This is a genomic window from Arthrobacter sp. 92 (genome assembly GCF_050260325.1).
Lineage (GTDB): Bacteria > Actinomycetota > Actinomycetes > Actinomycetales > Micrococcaceae > Arthrobacter.
Window position 1 is genome coordinate 3,828,920 of the sequence record NZ_CP189863.1, and the last position, 16,022, is coordinate 3,844,941.

At 67.0% G+C, this 16,022-nt stretch carries 15 protein-coding genes; 4 read left to right on the forward strand and 11 right to left on the reverse strand.

What is annotated here, in order from left to right:
• Nucleotides 1–222 precede the first annotated feature (222 nt).
• Nucleotides 223–1,191, forward strand: coding sequence for a DUF389 domain-containing protein (locus ACP4XC_RS17715; RefSeq protein WP_427171953.1), 969 nt, complete (start codon nucleotides 223–225; stop codon nucleotides 1,189–1,191).
• A gap of 91 nt (nucleotides 1,192–1,282) precedes the next feature.
• Here ACP4XC_RS17715 and groL read toward each other — a convergent pair whose 3' ends face one another.
• The 3 genes from groL to ACP4XC_RS17730 all read right to left on the reverse strand — a co-directional run bounded on the left by groL (nucleotide 1,283) and on the right by ACP4XC_RS17730 (nucleotide 3,874).
• Nucleotides 1,283–2,893 carry a chaperonin GroEL gene (gene groL, locus ACP4XC_RS17720; protein ID WP_427171955.1) on the reverse strand — a complete coding sequence of 537 codons (1,611 nt, stop codon included), beginning with the start codon at nucleotides 2,891–2,893 and terminating at the stop codon, nucleotides 1,283–1,285.
• 75 nt (nucleotides 2,894–2,968) lie between these two features.
• Nucleotides 2,969–3,265 (reverse strand): co-chaperone GroES, encoded by a 297-nt coding sequence (groES, locus tag ACP4XC_RS17725; RefSeq protein ID WP_018773735.1) that lies wholly within the window; start codon nucleotides 3,263–3,265, stop codon nucleotides 2,969–2,971.
• A 222-nt stretch (nucleotides 3,266–3,487) separates the two neighbouring features.
• Entirely contained in the window at nucleotides 3,488–3,874 is a 387-nt protein-coding gene (locus ACP4XC_RS17730; RefSeq protein ID WP_427171957.1) for a hypothetical protein, read from the reverse strand.
• 56 nt (nucleotides 3,875–3,930) lie between these two features.
• Between ACP4XC_RS17730 and ACP4XC_RS17735 the strand changes: the two genes are divergently transcribed.
• Nucleotides 3,931–5,178 carry a THUMP-like domain-containing protein gene (locus ACP4XC_RS17735; protein ID WP_427171959.1) on the forward strand — a complete coding sequence of 416 codons (1,248 nt, stop codon included), beginning with the start codon at nucleotides 3,931–3,933 and terminating at the stop codon, nucleotides 5,176–5,178.
• 90 nt (nucleotides 5,179–5,268) lie between these two features.
• Here the strand turns inward: ACP4XC_RS17735 and ACP4XC_RS17740 are convergent, their stop codons facing one another.
• Together ACP4XC_RS17740 and ACP4XC_RS17745 are read right to left on the reverse strand one after the other, a co-directional pair.
• Complete coding sequence (locus ACP4XC_RS17740) at nucleotides 5,269–6,105, reverse strand: shikimate 5-dehydrogenase (RefSeq protein WP_427171961.1); 837 nt, start codon at nucleotides 6,103–6,105, stop codon at nucleotides 5,269–5,271.
• 100 nt (nucleotides 6,106–6,205) lie between these two features.
• Entirely contained in the window at nucleotides 6,206–7,639 is a 1,434-nt protein-coding gene (locus tag ACP4XC_RS17745) for a glycoside hydrolase family 3 protein (protein ID WP_427175153.1), read from the reverse strand.
• A 375-nt stretch (nucleotides 7,640–8,014) separates the two neighbouring features.
• Between ACP4XC_RS17745 and ACP4XC_RS17750 the strand changes: the two genes are divergently transcribed.
• Nucleotides 8,015–9,166, forward strand: a complete 1,152-nt coding sequence (locus ACP4XC_RS17750) for a glutamate--cysteine ligase (protein WP_427171963.1) — start codon at nucleotides 8,015–8,017, stop codon at nucleotides 9,164–9,166.
• A gap of 30 nt (nucleotides 9,167–9,196) precedes the next feature.
• On the opposite strand, the gene tsaD is transcribed toward ACP4XC_RS17750, so the two are convergent.
• From tsaD to ACP4XC_RS17780, 6 genes are all read right to left on the reverse strand, one after another.
• Complete coding sequence (tsaD, locus tag ACP4XC_RS17755) at nucleotides 9,197–10,294, reverse strand: tRNA (adenosine(37)-N6)-threonylcarbamoyltransferase complex transferase subunit TsaD (RefSeq protein ID WP_427171965.1); 1,098 nt, start codon at nucleotides 10,292–10,294, stop codon at nucleotides 9,197–9,199.
• Between the two features lie 2 nt (nucleotides 10,295–10,296).
• Nucleotides 10,297–10,791, reverse strand: coding sequence for a ribosomal protein S18-alanine N-acetyltransferase (gene rimI, locus ACP4XC_RS17760; RefSeq protein ID WP_427171967.1), 495 nt, complete (start codon nucleotides 10,789–10,791; stop codon nucleotides 10,297–10,299).
• A gap of 44 nt (nucleotides 10,792–10,835) precedes the next feature.
• Nucleotides 10,836–11,507 (reverse strand): tRNA (adenosine(37)-N6)-threonylcarbamoyltransferase complex dimerization subunit type 1 TsaB, encoded by a 672-nt coding sequence (gene tsaB, locus ACP4XC_RS17765; RefSeq protein ID WP_427171969.1) that lies wholly within the window; start codon nucleotides 11,505–11,507, stop codon nucleotides 10,836–10,838.
• Nucleotides 11,507–12,076: a tRNA (adenosine(37)-N6)-threonylcarbamoyltransferase complex ATPase subunit type 1 TsaE gene (gene tsaE, locus ACP4XC_RS17770; RefSeq protein WP_427171971.1), complete on the reverse strand. Its 570-nt coding sequence runs from the start codon at nucleotides 12,074–12,076 to the stop codon at nucleotides 11,507–11,509. The genes tsaB and tsaE overlap by 1 nt, the downstream gene beginning before the upstream one ends.
• Nucleotides 12,073–13,314 carry an alanine racemase gene (gene alr / locus ACP4XC_RS17775; protein WP_427171973.1) on the reverse strand — a complete coding sequence of 414 codons (1,242 nt, stop codon included), beginning with the start codon at nucleotides 13,312–13,314 and terminating at the stop codon, nucleotides 12,073–12,075. The genes tsaE and alr overlap by 4 nt, the downstream gene beginning before the upstream one ends.
• Before the next feature lie 95 nt (nucleotides 13,315–13,409).
• Nucleotides 13,410–14,501, reverse strand: a complete 1,092-nt coding sequence (locus ACP4XC_RS17780; RefSeq protein WP_427171975.1) for a PfkB family carbohydrate kinase — start codon at nucleotides 14,499–14,501, stop codon at nucleotides 13,410–13,412.
• 73 nt (nucleotides 14,502–14,574) lie between these two features.
• On the opposite strand from ACP4XC_RS17780, the gene ACP4XC_RS17785 reads away from it, so the two are divergent.
• Nucleotides 14,575–15,987, forward strand: coding sequence for a 6-phospho-beta-glucosidase (locus tag ACP4XC_RS17785; protein ID WP_427171977.1), 1,413 nt, complete (start codon nucleotides 14,575–14,577; stop codon nucleotides 15,985–15,987).
• Nucleotides 15,988–16,022: the final 35 nt, after the last annotated feature.

Here is a 16,022-nt window from a genome sequence, read left to right on the forward strand (position 1 = left end):
AGAAAACCCCTCAAGCGGATAACCAAAGCATCCATGTTACTGATCTGTAATGTTCATAGCCAATTGCCCATGTGGCTACACATGGCTGCATTTTCCATTAAGGCAGGCGGAGCTGGGAGTTTCCAGAATCCCGGCTTGAGGGCAGCCAAAGGCTTCTCCGGCGGCCGGTGCTGGATTGGGTCGGGGGAAACTAGGCTTGGAACACCCTAAGGAGGAACCGCCGTGATTGTTCAGTTGCGCATTTGTGTACCCGCGGAATTGTCCGCCCTGGTGGTGGAAAGCTGTACGGCCCAAACCGGCGCGGCGGAAGTCGCGGTGCACCGCGGGGCGTCCGTGTTGCCGCCCGGCGATGTGGTCTGGGCTCACGTCGCCCGGGAGTCGGTTGAGGAGCTCTTGGAGAAACTCCATGCCCTGAAGGTGGAGGAGCTGGGCTCGGTGGCCATTACAACGCCGGAGCTGATGCTTTCCCAACGTGCGGACCGGGCTGAGGCCGCTGCGCCCGGCGACGGGGCCGATGCCATGGTTTGGGACGAGGTGACCCGGCAGACCGGGGAGGATTCGCGGCTCACCTGGAGCTACCTGGCCTTTCTGGTCCTGGCCACCCAGTTGGCGGCCATCGGCATCGTTACCGATTCAACGATCGCGATCGTGGGCGCCATGGCGGTGGGCCCGGAGTTCGGCCCGCTCGCCGCGCTGGCGGTCGCTTTGGCCCGACGCCAGTGGCGGCTGGGCCGCAGCGCCGCGTTGGCCCTGGGTGTCGGCTTTCCTGTTGCCATGCTCTTGGCTGCTTTTACTGCGTGGCTGTCGGTGCCGCTGGGGCTCTTCCCCGCTGACACCCTGGACAACGGCTCCGCCGTGGAGTTCATCTACCATCCCGGTCCGTACTCCCTCATCGTCGCCGTGCTGGCGGGCGCCGCGGGCATGCTGTCGGTCATCAGCCGCCGCTCGGCCGCCCTGATCGGGGTCTTCATTTCCGTGACCACTGTTCCGGCGGCCGGATTCGTTGCCGTGGCCCTGGTCTTGGGCGAATACCAGAAGGCGGCGGGCTCGGCCATGCAGCTGCTGCTGAACCTCGTCGGTATTGTGGCATCCGCCGTGGCCGTGCTGATGTTTTATCGCGTGATCACCCGGCGGCTGCCTGACGGCATGGCACGCACGTTGCGCCACCAGGCATCGCGGGTGTGGAGCTAGGCCGCTTCCGAGCGGCACTGGCCGTTGCAGGAGGGCACAGAAAAGCCGGCCCAGCTGATGCCGGGCCGGCCTTTACTGCGTTGGCTGCAAGCTAGTGCCTGTGGCCTGCGTGCTCATCCTCGTCAGCCGGCTTCTCAACAACGAGGGTCTCGGTGGTGAGAACCAGCGCTGCGATGGAAGCGGCGTTGCGAAGGGCAGCGCGCGTCACCTTGACGGGGTCGATGACACCGGCAGCGATGAGGTCTTCGTACTCGCCGGTCTTGGCGTTGAAGCCCTGGTTCACCGCAGCCTCGGCGACCTTGGCGGCAACCACGTAACCGTCGAATCCAGCGTTCTGCGCGATCCAGCGCAGCGGCTGGACGAGTGCACGGCGCACGATGCCCACAGCTGCTGCCGCATCACCGTCAAGTGCCTGGACCGCGGGGTCCTCGTCCAGCGCCTTGAGGGCGTGGATGAGGGCCGAACCGCCGCCGGCAACGATGCCTTCTTCGAGGGCAGCGCGGGTGGAGGACACGGCGTCCTCGATGCGGTGCTTCTTTTCCTTCAGCTCAACCTCGGTGGCTGCGCCGACCTTGATCACGCCGATGCCGCCGGCCAGCTTGGCCAGGCGTTCCTGAAGCTTTTCCTTGTCCCAGTCGGAGTCAGTACGGGTCAGCTCGGCGCGCAGCTGGGCAACGCGTGCCGCAACGTCCTCGGCCGAACCGGCACCGTCAACGATGGTGGTGTGGTCCTTGGTGACAGTGATGCGGCGCGCCGTGCCCAGCACCTCGAGCCCAACGGTGTCCAGGCTGAGTCCCAGTTCAGGGGAGACAACCTGTGCGCCCGTGAGGGTTGCGATGTCCTGCAGCATGGCCTTGCGGCGGTCGCCGAAGCCCGGAGCCTTGACGGCAACCACGTTCAGGGTGCCGCGGATGCGGTTGACGATCAGCGTGGACAGGGCCTCGCCCTCAACGTCCTCGGCAATGATGAACAGCGGCTTGGAGCTCTGCAGCGCCTTCTCCAGCAGCGGCAGGAATTCCTGCACGGAGGAGATCTTGCCCTGGTTGATCAGGATCAGGGCGTCCTCCAGGACTGCTTCCTGGCGTTCCGCGTCGGTGACGAAGTACGGGGAGAGGTAGCCCTTGTCGAACTGCATGCCCTCGGTGAGGACCAGTTCGGTCTGCGTGGTGGAGGACTCCTCGATGGTGATCACACCATCCTTGCCGACCTTGCCGAAAGCCTCGGCCAGGAGCTCGCCGATTTCGTCGCTCTGGGCGGAGATGGCTGCAACGTTCGCAACCTGAGTGCCCTCGACCGGACGGGCGTTCTCGAGCAGCCGGGCGGCGACTGCCTCGACGGAGACCTCGATGCCGCGCTTGATCTGGCCCGGAGCGGCGCCTGCCGCAACGTTGCGGAGGCCTTCCTTGACGAGGGCCTGTGCCAGCACGGTGGCGGTGGTGGTGCCGTCGCCTGCCACGTCGTTGGTCTTGGTGGCAACCTCCTTGGCAAGCTGCGCGCCAAGGTTCTCGTAGGGGTCGTCCAGTTCGATCTCACGGGCGATGGTGACGCCATCGTTGGTGATCGTGGGAGCGCCCCACTTCTTGTCCAGCACGACGTTGCGGCCACGCGGGCCCAGCGTCACCTTGACAGTGTTGGCGAGCTTATCGATGCCGGCTTCAAGCGACCGGCGGGCAGCGTCGTTAAACGCAAGCTGCTTTGCCATGGTTTTGTCCTTTCAAGACAGAACCCCGCGCAGCTGACCCATTCGAGAACGGATCAACGGCGCGGGGTCCAAGAGTTACTTAACTACGATCGCCAGAACGTCGCGGGCGGACAGCACGAGGTATTCGGTGCCGCCGGTCTTGACTTCAGTTCCGCCGTACTTGGAGTAGATAACGACGTCGCCAACGGCAACATCGATCGGAACGCGGTTGCCGTTGTCGTCAAAGCGGCCGGGGCCTACTGCAACAACTTCGCCTTCCTGGGGCTTCTCCTGGGCGGAGTCAGGGATGACCAGGCCGGAAGCCGTGGTCTGCTCGGCTTCGAGCGGGCGGACAACAATACGATCCTCAAGAGGCTTAATAGAGACCGACAATGACCTCTCCTTTTCGTCAGCAAGTTCATGGACAGTAGAACCGTGAAGCCATAACGTGCAGACCGTCGTCGCGGTGCCGGCTGCAGGCTGGCGGTGGTTCTTCATGTGTTAGCACCCTCCTAGGGAGAGTGCTAATGAAGACTCTAGGTTGGAGTTAGCACTCGGTCAAGGCGAGTGCCAGCATTTCGTCCCAGGTGAACAGTTGAACAGCCTCCTGAAGGGCTAACTGCCGGCCAGGTCGTCGAAGTCGACGTCGTCGCCGTCGTCAGTTTCATCCTCGCCGGCGGCGTTGCGGTTGCGGTAAAGCACCGCTGCCCCGGCTGCAGCCGCCACGAGGGAAACGACGAGGCCCACAATGCCGCCCGTGCGCACTGCGGCGTAGGAGTCCCGGATCTGGCGGGCCTCGTCGGTGTCATCGCTGATGCTCTTGCCGCCCACGGAATATACGGTCGCATTGAACGAGTCCAGGACGAAGATGATGACCAGCAGGGCCACGCACACGACGGCGATGGTGCAGCCGGCAATAAGTGCGGGCCTGGCATATCGGGCGAGGCCCTTGTGCTCGTGGTGGTCATTCCCGGCTGGCTGGGGCCCTGCGCTGTCGTCCATGTCTTCAACCCTAGCTGGCGCCCGGCCCGTGCGGCTCCTCCATTAGGCTTGATGTCATGGCTGACGCACCGCAGGAACTGATCGCCCCTCTCCTGACCAGCGAAGGCTGGGAGCTGCTGGCCTCCCTTGGCCCTTATCGGGAGGATGAGGCCTTCCGGCTTAACGCCGAGCTGCGCAAAGCCGGCCACTCCCCCGAACTCGTATCGGCCGTCCTCACCCAGTCCAGGCTTCGGACCAAGGCCGAGGCCAAGTTTGGTGAGTTCGCCCGGCAGATGATCTTCACCATGGCTGGACTCGAACAAGCCACCAGGCTGAATGTGGCTGCAAGGCACGCCCAGCGGTTTGTGACGGCCGGAATCGCCCATGTGGCGGATCTTGGCTGCGGTCTCGGGGCCGATGCGATGGCCATGGCCTCCATGGACCTCAAAGTGACGGCGGTGGAGATGGACGAGACCACGGCCGCCTGCGCCACCATGAACCTCATTCCGTTCCCCCAGGCCAGCGTTGTCCATTCCGACGCCACATCCGTCCCCCTGGACGGTGTGGAGGGTGTGTGGCTGGATCCGGCCCGCCGCACCACTTCCACCTCGGGGACCCGGCGGTTGTGGGACCCGGAGGAGTTCTCGCCTCCGCTGTCCTTCGTTGAGTCCCTGGCCGCGTCCGGACGCGCCGTGGGGGTCAAGATGGGCCCGGGCATGCCGCACGACTCGGTTCCCGCGGGCTGCGAGGCCCAGTGGGTATCGGTGGGCGGCGACGTCACTGAGGTGGCGCTCTGGTTCAATGCCGTCCGCCGCCCGGGCGTCCGCCGGGCCGCACTGCTGCTCGGTCCCCAGGGGGCGGCGGAGATCACCAGCGCGGAGGATTTCGACGCCGGCCCGGTGGCCCCCGTGGGCCCGGTGGAGGGTTACCTATACGAACCGGACGGCGCCGTCATCCGCGCCGGGCTGGTGGCCGACGTCGCCCTCCAGCTGGGCGGCCACCTGGTGGACGAACACATCGCCTACATCTGCGCGCCGGAGCTGGTGGATACGCCGTTCGCCCGGGCCTACAGGATCCTGGAAGTGATGCCGTACAACGTCAAGGCCCTCAAGGCCTGGGTCAAGGACAACGGCATCGGCGTGCTCGAGATCAAGAAGCGCGGCACCTCCGTGACCCCGGAAGAGCTTCGCAAGCAGCTTCTGCCGGCAGGAAAGAAATCGGGGAAGAACAAGAGTAAAAAATCTGCCACCCTGGTCCTCACCAGGATCGGCGAGGACCGGGTGGCCATCTCGGTCCAGCCGGTCCAGACGCTACAGCCGGTCTAGCCGGTGCAGCCGGTCCATTGGGCCGGGTAGCGGGGATCCGCGGAATGGCGGGGGCCGCGCGAATACCGCGCTCTCGCCGAATACCGGGCTTTATTGGGCGCGCATGAACTCTTCCGCGGCACGGACCTGCTCGTCGGTGGGCCGGATCCCCGTGTACAGGACGAACTGCTCCAGCGCCTGGATGGTGGCCACCTCGGCTCCGGTGATGACGGCTTTGCCGGCGGCCCTGGCCGCCTTGATCAGCGGGGTCTCCGCCGGCAGCGCGACGACGTCGAAGACCACCTTCGCGGCTTCGATGGACTCCTGGGGAAAGGACAACGAGTCCACATCCGGGCCGCCGGCCATGCCCACGGGCGTGACGTTGATCAGCATGTCGGCCTTGCCGGCATCAGGATCGGCGCTGTCCTCACGTTCCGCGCGCCACTTGAAGCCGTACAGCTCGGCGAGCGCCCGGCCGGACTCCTCGTTGCGCGCGATCACGGTCACATCCCTGAAGCCGGCGTCACGCAGCGCGGCGGCGGTCGCCTTCGCCATGCCGCCGGAACCCTTGAGCAGCACCGAGTAGTCGCTGGGGATCGCATTGCGCTGCAGTAGCTGCTCGATCGCGGTGTAATCGGTGTTGTAGGCGGTAAGCCGGCCGGCGTCGTTGACGATGGTGTTGACCGAATCGATGGCCTTCGCCGAGGGGTCCATGGCGTCGACGAGGGCAATGACGTCCTCCTTGTACGGCATGGATACCGCACAGCCCCTGATCCCCAGGCCGCGCATGCCGGCGATCGCCTGGCCCAAATCCGTCGGGGCGAAGGCCTTGTAGATCCAGTTCAGCCCCAGTTGCTCGTAGAGGTGGTTGTGGAAGCGGGTCCCGTTGTTACTCGGCCGGGCCGAGAGCGAGATGCAGAGGGTCATGTCTTTGTTCAGAATAGGCACAGTCCCATTAAACGCCCGCCCGGCGCTCCGGCTGAGACCGACATCGAACAAACCTGACTTTAAGACAGATTTTCCGCGGCATGTGGACCCGCCCGTGGCATCATCCGCAACCGGCTCCGGGAGCATAATGCCCGACGGCGGCAGGCAGCTTCCCGGGAGCCGTCCGCTTTCCGGCCAAAACGGTCAGCAGCGCGTTGAAGGCTTCCTGGCTGCGTCCGTAGAGCGCCACCTTGGCCGGAGCGGCGGAGTCGGCCAGCGGCCAGGGCGCGTCCAGTGCCACGGCGACGTCGGCGGCCGCTGGCGGGTCCTGGTAGCCGATCAGCCGCACCAGCGGGCCGTCTCCGATGCCGATGCCAACCGCCTTGGCTGCGGCTGCAAAACGTGCCCGGTCCTGTTCGGAGCCGCCGGCCACGCGCACGCTGCCCGGCACCATGGGCCCGTGGCACGGCCCGGCGAGGACGGTGAGGGCGGCGGCCGACGTCCGCTGCGAAAGGGCCGATCCGCTTCCCGGCGCCGCTGACTGCGGGGCCCCGGCCCGGGCGCGCCAGATCAGCATGGTGACCACCCTTGTGGCCGCCTCATCAAGCCGGGCGGCGGGCACGGTGCCGGCTTTGACGGCAGTGATGATCGAGGCGTGGGCCTGGGCCACATCCCCCGGCATAAGCAGGAGATCGGCTCCGGCGCCCAGCGCCAGCGGAGCGGCACTTTCACCCGGGAACTGCTTCTGGATGGCTCCCATGTTGAGCGCATCAGTCACTGCCACGCCTTTGAATCCCATGGCCCGCAGGGCTGCGTAGCTTTGTTTCGACAGCGAGGCAGGCACTCCGGGCTCCAACGCAGGCACCGCAATGTGGCCGGTCATGATCATGGGCAGCCCTGCGCCCACGGCCGCTTGGAAAGGTTTCCAGTCGCGGTTCCGGAGTTGATCCAGGGTGGCATTCTGCACCGGCATGTTCTCGTGCGAATCAACTGTCACGGAGCCGTGGCCGGGAAAGTGTTTCACGGTGGGCAGCATGCCTGCAGCGAGCATTCCCTGCGAAAACGCGACGCCCAGCCCTGCGGCCGCATCGGGATTGCCGGACATCGAGCGGGCGCCGATGGTGGGGTCCTGCGGCCCGGCGGTGACGTCCATGTCCGGCGCGAAGTCCACATTGAAGCCCAGACCCCCGAGTTCGGAGGCCAGGGCCTTCCCTGTTTCGCCAGCCAGGGCCGGATTGCCGGCCGCTCCGTAGCTCATGGGCGCGGGCCACTCTGTCAGGGGAGCCCTGAGCCTGGCCACCAGGCCGCCTTCCTGGTCAATGCCGATCAGCCCAGGCCAGGTCCGTCCGTCCGCCTGCGTGGAGCCCTTGAGCCGCGCCGCAACCGCGGCCATGGCGGCGGTGTCCACCTGGCCTTCGGCGGTCTTCGGCACGTTGTCCCCCATGATGATGCTTCCGGCCAGGTGAAGGCGCTGCACCGTGGCGGCGTGGGACTTCTCGTCCAAGCCGGTATAGAAGGGCAGGAGGACCTGCCCTGCTTTCTGCTCGAGGGTCATGGAGGCCACGGCGCGGATGGCGGCGTCGGCGTCCTGCTTCTGGGGCCCCCAGCCCAACGGCTGGGAAGCGTCCGCCTGCTCGTGGGAACCGGTGGAGGACAGATGCCCGGCCTCCCTCGGGGGTGCCGCGTCGGGCGGGGACCCCGCCGTCGTCAGGGTCCTGTCACACACGAAGGTAACGCTGATCAGACCCAGCACCGCAGCCAGTACCACCGCGGTGAGAGTCTTCTTGTGAATACTGTCACTTGTCCGCTGCAACTTGGCCACCGTCTCGATGCTACCCCTGCACTAGACTTGAACCACCGTTGCCCTGCCAGCCAGCCGTTCTGCCAGAAGCGGCTGTGGCAACGGGCAGCAGAACAGTGAAGGGACCACATGAAGATTGATTTCGCTTCATCCAGGCAATCAACTCTAGGTGTGGAATGGGAGCTCGCACTGGTCAACGCCGAGACCGGAGAGCTGGCGTCTGTGGCCAACGAGGTCCTCCGCGGGGTAGCCGCCAAGCACCCCGAGCTCAACGAGGACGACGAACACCCGCACATCAAGCAGGAACTCCTGTTGAACACAGTGGAACTGGTCACCGGCATCTGCACCACCGTGGCGGAGGCGAAGGCGGACCTGAGTAGTTCACTCGCGGCGGTCCGCGAGGTCACCGATCCTATGGGTGTCGAGGTCTTTTGCGCCGGAAGCCACCCCTTCAGCCCGCCCCAGCTCCAGCCCGTCACTGACAAAGCACGTTATGCCAAGCTGATTGACCGCACGCAGTGGTGGGGCCGCCAGATGGTCATCTACGGCGTTCACGTCCACGTGGGACTGGACAGCCGTGACAAGGTGCTGCCGGTCCTTGACGGCTTAGTGAATTATTTTCCGCACTTTCAGGCATTGTCCGCTTCCAGCCCGTTCTGGGGCGGCGAGGACACCGGTTACGCCTCCCACCGCGCGCTGATGTTCCAGCAACTGCCCACGGCCGGGCTGCCCTTCCAGTTCTCCACGTGGCAGGAATACGAGTCCTACGTCCAGGACATGTTCACTACCGGGGTGATTGACACCCTGTCCGAGATCCGCTGGGACATCCGTCCGGTACCGAACCTGGGCACCATCGAGATGCGCATCTGCGACGGCCTCGCCACCCTGGAGGAAGTGGGAGCCATCGCGGCCCTGACACAGTGCCTGGTGGATGAGTTTTCCACCACGCTGGAGAACGGTGGCACCATTCCCACCATGCCGCCGTGGCATGTGCAGGAGAACAAGTGGCGCGCGGCACGGTACGGCCTGGAGGCGATCATCATCCTCGATGCTCAGGGGAACGAAATGCTCGTCACGGATCACCTCCGCGAAACGCTGAAACGGCTTGAGCCGGTGGCGGCGAAGCTGGGCTGCACCGACGAACTGGCCGACGTCGAGAAGATCATCCAGCGCGGGGCCGGGTACCAACGGCAGCGCCGGGTGGCGGCCGAGCACGGCGGTGACCTCCGCGCCGTGGTCCTGGACCTGGTCAACCAGATGCGCAAGGGACCCGAAGCCTGATCCTGTATTACCGCGGGGCGGAGCAGCCGTTCAGGCTGAAACCGTGGTGACCGGCATGGACGAATCGGGGGCGAAGCCGATACCGCTTGGGCTGATCCCGGCCATTACCAGTTGCGCGCCGAGTGCGGCCACCATGGCGCCGTTGTCCGTGCACAGGTCCAGCGGCGGGACGTGAAGGGTGATTCCGGCAGCGCGGCAGCGTTGTTCGGTGAGCTGGCGCAGCCGGGAGTTGGCTGCCACGCCGCCGCCCAGCAACAGGCTGGTGATGCCCTTTTCCCGGCAGGCAAGCACTGCCTTGGACGTGATGACGTCCACCACGGCTTCCTGGAACGCGGCAGCGATATCGGCCACCGGTACCGTTTCCCCGCGCGCCTCGAACTGTTCCACGCAGCGGGCGACGGCGGTCTTGAGTCCGCTGAAGGACCAGTCGTACCGGTGCGGACCGGGTTCCTCCGCTGTGCCCATATATTTGGGCTGCGTGAGCCCGCGGGGGAACCTGATGGCCTTGGCGTCACCGGTGCGGGCGAGCTTGTCGATGGCAGGTCCGCCGGGATATCCGAGGCCCAGGAGCCTGGCCGTCTTGTCGTACGCTTCACCGGCGGCATCGTCGATGGTGGTGCCGAGCAGTTCGACGTCGTCCGTGATGTTCCGGATCCTAAGGACCTCCGTGTGGCCGCCGGACACCAGCAGGGCGCCGAGGTTTTCTGGCAGTGCCCCAGCGCCGGGCTGAGCCTCCCCGCCGGCTCCGGCGCCCAGCAAGCCCACTCCGACGTGGGCCACGAGATGGTTGATGGCGTAGAGGGGCTTTCCGGTGGCGACGGCGAGCGCCTTCGCGGCGCACACCCCCACCATCAAGGCGCCGGCCAGTCCGGGTCCGGAGGTGACGGCGATGGCGTCGATGTCATCCAGGGTCACCGCTGCCTCGGCCAAGGCCTCCTGAAGGGTCGGGACAAAGGCGTCCAGGTGCGCCCGGGAGGCGATTTCCGGGATGACGCCGCCAAACCGGACATGTTCTTCCATCGAGGAGGACACCGTGTTGGTGAGCAGGGCTGTTCCGCGGACAATTCCCACCCCCGTCTCATCACAGGACGACTCAATCCCCAGCACCAGCGGCTGCGTTCGGTTCATGGTTAGTCTGCCTCCGTTGACAGGATTTGTACGGATGATTCAGGCTCCGGCGCGGCCTCAGACCCGGGGTCGTCCTGCAGCTGCAGCCGCATGATGAGGGCATCCACACCGTCGCGGTAATAACGGGGGCGGACGTGGATCTGCTCGAACCCGAACCTGCGGTAGAGCTGTTGCGCCCGGGGGTTGTCGGCTCTGACCTCGAGCAGCACGTCCGCGGCATGCCGGCGCCGGCTCTCGGCGATCAGCTCGGTCAACAGCGCGGAGCCTATGCCCTGGCCTTCGAATTCGGGCACCACGGCGATGGTCTGCACGTCCGCAATGGGTTCGATGCACATCAGCCCGGCATAGCCCACGATCCTCCCGCCGGTCTCGGCCACCACGTAGTGCCGCGTCTGGCTCTGGGCAAGTTCGTCGTGGAACATCTGCCGGGGCCACGCATCCACCGGAAACAGCCGGCGTTCCAGCGTGTGCACGGCCGGGATATCGGCCGTGTCCATGTTGCGCAGGCTCACTCCTGTCCGGGCAGCACCGCCCTCGCCGCTCACAGTGCCCGCTTCCGGGGGCCGGGCACCTGGGCGTCGGATTCGCGGAGGTACAACGGCGTGGAGTCCAGCAACTGCTGCCCCGCGGCCAGCCGGGCCAGCGCGAATTGCCCGAGGTAGAGGGCGTCGGGCTGTTCGGCGCTGAAGTCCGGATCCGCGCGGAGCACGTCCTCGTAGAGTCCTGCCCCGGCGCCGTAGGCCGGGAGGTCCGGGAGGTCCGCCGCGAAGCCCACATGCGGGCCGTCGACGAGGTGGGGAAGCTGGCCGTCACTGAGCACGTACCGTGCCCAGTACACTTCCTTGCGGCGCGCGTCGGTGGCCACGATGAATTCCGGAACGGCCGCCGTGGACTCCGCGACCTCCAGGGCCATGGCATCCAGGCTCATCATGCCGTACAGGGGCTTTCCCCAGACGAAGGACAAGGTCCGGGCCGTGGCGATTCCCGAGCGCAGGCCGGTGAAAGGTCCGGGCCCCACCCCGGTCACGATTGCATCGATGTCCGTGCCCCCCACGCCGGCGTCGGCGAGCAGGTCCCGGATGCCCGGGGCCAGGACTTCGGCGTGGCTGCGGGTGTCCTCGGTGGAAAAGCTGCCCACCACACCCTCCGGCGCCAGGTCAGAAACCAGCGCCGCACTGGCCACGGCGGAGGTGTCAATGGCAAGGATGAGCATCAGGATTTCCCTCTCACGGCTGCGGGCAGCGCGGGCTGCTGAACCCAGCGCGACCCGAAGCCGCGGATCACAATGGTGCGGGGCTCGTCGTCGTCGTCCGTATCAAAATCCAGCACGACGCCGGCTGCCTGGTCCCCGGCGGCGCTGCCCAACGGGCGGTGCAACTCAACCTCCAGCCAGCTCTCGCTTAGATGCTCCACCCGCCCCCGGCCCCACTCCACCACCGTAACGGCGCTGTCCATGGTGTTTTCGAGGTCGATGTCGTCGATTTCGGCGGCCGTTTCCAACCGGTATGCGTCCACGTGCACCAGGTCCGGGCCACCCGGCCGCGGCCCGTCAGGAAGGTTGGGATGGATCCGGACCAGCACGAACGTGGGCGAAATGATGCCGGCCCGCACTCCCAGCCCCTCGCCCAGTCCCTGGGTGAACGTGGTCTTGCCGGCGCCCAGCTCACCCGTCAGGATGATCAGGTCCCCTGCCTCAAGCCCGGCACCCAGGGCCGCCCCGAGGGCATGGGTCTGCTCTGCCGTCTGCACCTTCAACGCGAGTTCCCACTGCGGGGAGCTCATGGCTCTGACCTTTCGGCGGCGGCCGCCTGCTCATGGATGTAGCGGCGCGGGACCCTCGGGCTGATCCGGGTCACGATTTCGTAGTTGTTGGTTCCGGCGGCGCGGGCCCAGTCCTCCGCCGTGGGGCCGCCGTCGGAGCCGTCGCCGAAGAGCACCGCTTCAGCTCCCAGCAGGCTCCTCCCACCGGCGGACACCCCGCGGGGTCCAAGATCGATCACCATCTGGTCCATGGCGATCCTGCCGACCACCGGGTAGTTACGGCCGTCAACGCGCACCGGGCCGCCGGTGGCCACGCGCGGCACGCCGTCCGCATAGCCCAACGGGATCAGGCCCAGCGTGCTGGCGCCGCCTGTCCGGTAGTTGAGCCCGTAGGAGACGCCCTGACCGGCCGGGACGTCCTTGCAATGGGACACCAGCGTGCGCACCGTCATGGCCGGACGTAGTCCCAGTTCGGCCGGCGCCTGACCCTCAAACGGCGAGAGGCCGTAGATGCCCAGGCCCACGCGGACCAGGTCGAAGTGCGTGTCCGGGCGGGACAAGGTGGCCGGCGTGTTGGCGAGGTGCCGGACCTCGGGATCCACGCCGGCGTCTGCGGCGATGGCCAGCGCTTCGCGGAAAACGGCGAGCTGCTCGTCGGTCTCGGGGCGGTCAGGTTCATCGGCCACCGCCAGGTGCGAGAAAATGCCAACCACGCGCAGCAGGCCCTCGTCCTGGTATTCCATGGCCTCCCCCACCAGGCTGTCCCAGGCGTCCATGGTGGCACCGTTGCGGCCCAGGCCCGTGTCCACTTTCAAGTGGATGCGCGCAGGGCGCTCCTGCTCCCGGGCAGCCAGGACGATCCTGTCCAGCTCCCAGCCGGAACATCCGATGTCGATTCCGGCGGCAACGGCCGCGCCAAAGTTGCTGTCCGGAGTGTGAAGCCAGGCAAGCAGCGGCGCCTCGATCCCGGCGGCCCGCAACGCCAGCGCCTCTGAGATATGGGCCACCCCCAGCCAGCCCGCGCCCGCTTCGAGGGCAGCCCGCGCCACCGGAACAGCTCCATGGCCATAGGCGTCCGCCTTGACCACGGCCATCACCTGAGCCGGGGAGGCCACTGCAGCCAGATGGCGCACGTTGTGCCGAATTGCCGCCAGATCAATGACCGCGGACCGTTCGGCCACGGGTCCAGACGCGGCATCGGATTCCGGCGCTGCATCTGATAGGGGGCGGAAGTCACCTGTTGCTGCTGGGTAAGTCACTCTAGTGATTCTAGTGGCGCCCGTGCGGGTGGCTTAATTCGGGCCCTGAGCCCGGCCTTGCCCGGGTGGCCCCCGGCGTCGTTCCCGCGTGGGAGCTAAGCGTCGGACAGGTGGGCGATGGTGGCCGCTGCCCGGCGCAGCGCCTGCGGGGGAACATCGCGGACGATGTCCTCCAGGAAGCTGAACCGGCGCAGCCACTGGCTGGTTTGACGTTCGGGCCGGGCGTTGGCGCGCTTCCACCAGTCGGCGATGTCGCCCCAGCCCGGAGCGGCCAGGGACCCTCCCACTTCCTGGACGGCCAGCGAGGCGCACAGATTGGCAAACCGCAGCCTGTCCGCCAGCGGCCAGCTCGCCAGGGTGCCCACGATGAACGCGGCCCCAAAGCAGTCACCCGCTCCCGTGGGGTCAAACGCGGTGACCGGCAGCGACGGCACCCATTCCTCTTCCCCCGTTTCGGAATCCACGGCCATGGCGCCTTGTGGACCAAGCGTCACCACCGCCACGGGCACTCTGTCCGCGAGCGCATAGAGCGCCGCCCAGGGCGTCTCCTTATTGGTGAAGGCCATGGCCTCGCGCTGGTTGGGCATGAAGGCATGGAAGTACTGCAGGTTCTCCAGCCGTCCGGGAGACCACTTGCCACTGGCATCCCACCCGACGTCGCCGAAGAGCTTGACCCCGGCGCCGTGAGCGGCCACTGCCCAGGGCTCGAGCTCCTCGGTGAGATCCGCGACGGCGGCCAGTGCAGGCGGCGGCGGGCCGATCAGCTCCGATGAGCTAACCGGTGCCGGATGCCCGTGGGTCACCATGGACCGGTCATGATTGACGCTAAGGGACACGGTGACAGGTGAGTGCCATCCGGCCACACGTTGGGACAGGGAAAGGTCCACGTGTTCCTGGGCCGCGAGGATCTTCCAGTTGTAGTCCCCGTAGCCGTCGTCCCCGAAGGCTGCCGCGAGCCCTGTCCGGAGCCCCAGACGCGCCGCGGCGATGGCCTGGTTCGCCACACCGCCAGGGCAGCTGCCCATCCCCTCGCTCCAGATCTCGGTGCCCGGCTCGGGCGCGTGTGGAAGGCCGGTGAAGATGATGTCCTGGAACACCGTTCCGGTCAGGAGCAGGTCCAAGGCGCCGGCCGCGGGGGTGCGGACGGCTGAGAGCGGATCGAACCGCCGCTCGGGTATCGCGTCCATGTCCGGCAGACTACGCCCTCCCACCAGCCGTGCAAAGGGTCCCGCTTGAGGGGCGCGGAATAGACTTCCTGATATGCGCCTCATGATTGCCGGCGGCGGCGGGTTCCGGGTGCCCCTGGTTTACCGCGCGCTGTCCACGGGCCCGTTCGCGGGGCTCGTCCGGGAGCTTGTGCTCTTCGATGTGGACCCCGGCCGGCTGGCTGCGATCGAAGCAGTACTGGCCGCCCTCGACGCCACAACCCCCGGACCTCCGGTGCGCACCTCGACGTCGCTGCCTGACGCGTTGGCCGGCGTCGACGTGGTGTTCGCGGCCATCCGTCCCGGGGGGACGGCCGGCCGGACCGCCGACGAACGTGTGCCCCTGGACCTCGGCCTGCTGGGCCAGGAGACCACCGGGGCGGGCGGTATCTCCTACGCCCTGCGGTCCATCCCCGCGATGCTCGAACTTGCCCATGCGATGAGGCGCCACTGCCCCGCTGCGTGGCTGGTCAATTTCACCAACCCTGCCGGAATGGTCACCGAGGCCCTCGTTCCAGTGCTCGGTAAAGCAGTGATAGGCATCTGCGACTCGGCAAGCGGCCTGGTGTCGCGGGCAGCCAGGGCAGCCGGCGCTCCCTTGCCCGGTGGTCGGCTCGACGGCGTGGGCTACTACGGGCTGAACCACCTCGGCTGGCTTTATCGTTTGGAGTCCGGCGGCAGGGACCTGTTGCCCGGCCTTCTGGCTGACGCTCACGCGCTCTCCACGTTCGAGGAAGGCCGGCTCTTTCCCCAGCCGTTCCTCGCAGCTTTGGGGTCCCTGCCGAACGAATACTTGTATTACTACTACGAAACAGAGCGGGCCACCGGCGCCATCCGGTCCATGCACCGGACCCGCGGCGAGTCCATCCACGAGCAGCAGACGGAGCTGTACCCCCGGCTCGCCGCCGCCGGCCTGCGGGCCTATGAGCTCTGGGATGCGGCCCGCCTGTCCCGGGAGGAAGGCTATCTGGCCGAGGCCCGCACCGGCGGCGGGCACCGGAATGAGGAAGGTCTCGCGGGGGGCGGCTACGAGCGCGTTGCCCTGGCCGTCATGCAGGCGCTGTCCGGCCGCGGCGACACGGAACTGATCCTGAACACGCCAAACTCGGTTCCGTCGCAGGCGACGCCCGACGCCGGCCGGGCGGTGCCAGCCATTCCGGGACTTCCCGCCGGCGCCGTCGTCGAGGTCCCCTGCCGGGTGACGCGGGACGGCGCGGCGCCGCTTCCGCAGGACCGCCCGGCCGCGGCGCAACTGGCGCTTATGCAGCGGGTCAAGGAAGTGGAACAACTGACGGTGCGGGCAGCCACGTACGGGCAGCGCGACGCCGCGCTGCAGGCGTTCGCGAGGCACCCGCTCGTCGATTCGGAGGAACTGGCAGTGGCTCTCCTGGCCGGCTACGAGGCGCAATTCCCCGGGCTGAGACAGCTCTGGCGGGCCGGGGGCGAAAACTCTTTCCTGGGCAGCTAGGGCTTCCCGCACGCCACATGACGCCCAAGGTGGCG

Excerpts from the sequence above, each read along its gene's own strand:
- groL (WP_427171955.1), bottom strand. The coding sequence starts at position 2,893 with ATGGCAAAGCAGCTTGCGTTTAACGACGCTGCCCGCCGGTCGCTTGAA.
- ACP4XC_RS17730 (WP_427171957.1), bottom strand. The coding sequence starts at position 3,874 with ATGGACGACAGCGCAGGGCCCCAGCCAGCCGGGAATGACCACCACGAG.
- ACP4XC_RS17735 (WP_427171959.1), top strand. The coding sequence starts at position 3,931 with ATGGCTGACGCACCGCAGGAACTGATCGCCCCTCTCCTGACCAGCGAA.
- ACP4XC_RS17745 (WP_427175153.1), bottom strand. The coding sequence starts at position 7,639 with ATGACCCTCGAGCAGAAAGCAGGGCAGGTCCTCCTGCCCTTCTATACC.
- ACP4XC_RS17750 (WP_427171963.1), top strand. The coding sequence starts at position 8,015 with ATGAAGATTGATTTCGCTTCATCCAGGCAATCAACTCTAGGTGTGGAA.
- tsaD (WP_427171965.1), bottom strand. The coding sequence starts at position 10,294 with ATGAACCGAACGCAGCCGCTGGTGCTGGGGATTGAGTCGTCCTGTGAT.
- rimI (WP_427171967.1), bottom strand. The coding sequence starts at position 10,791 with ATGGACACGGCCGATATCCCGGCCGTGCACACGCTGGAACGCCGGCTG.
- tsaB (WP_427171969.1), bottom strand. The coding sequence starts at position 11,507 with ATGCTCATCCTTGCCATTGACACCTCCGCCGTGGCCAGTGCGGCGCTG.
- tsaE (WP_427171971.1), bottom strand. The coding sequence starts at position 12,076 with ATGAGCTCCCCGCAGTGGGAACTCGCGTTGAAGGTGCAGACGGCAGAG.
- ACP4XC_RS17780 (WP_427171975.1), bottom strand. The coding sequence starts at position 14,501 with ATGGACGCGATACCCGAGCGGCGGTTCGATCCGCTCTCAGCCGTCCGC.
- ACP4XC_RS17785 (WP_427171977.1), top strand. The coding sequence starts at position 14,575 with ATGCGCCTCATGATTGCCGGCGGCGGCGGGTTCCGGGTGCCCCTGGTT.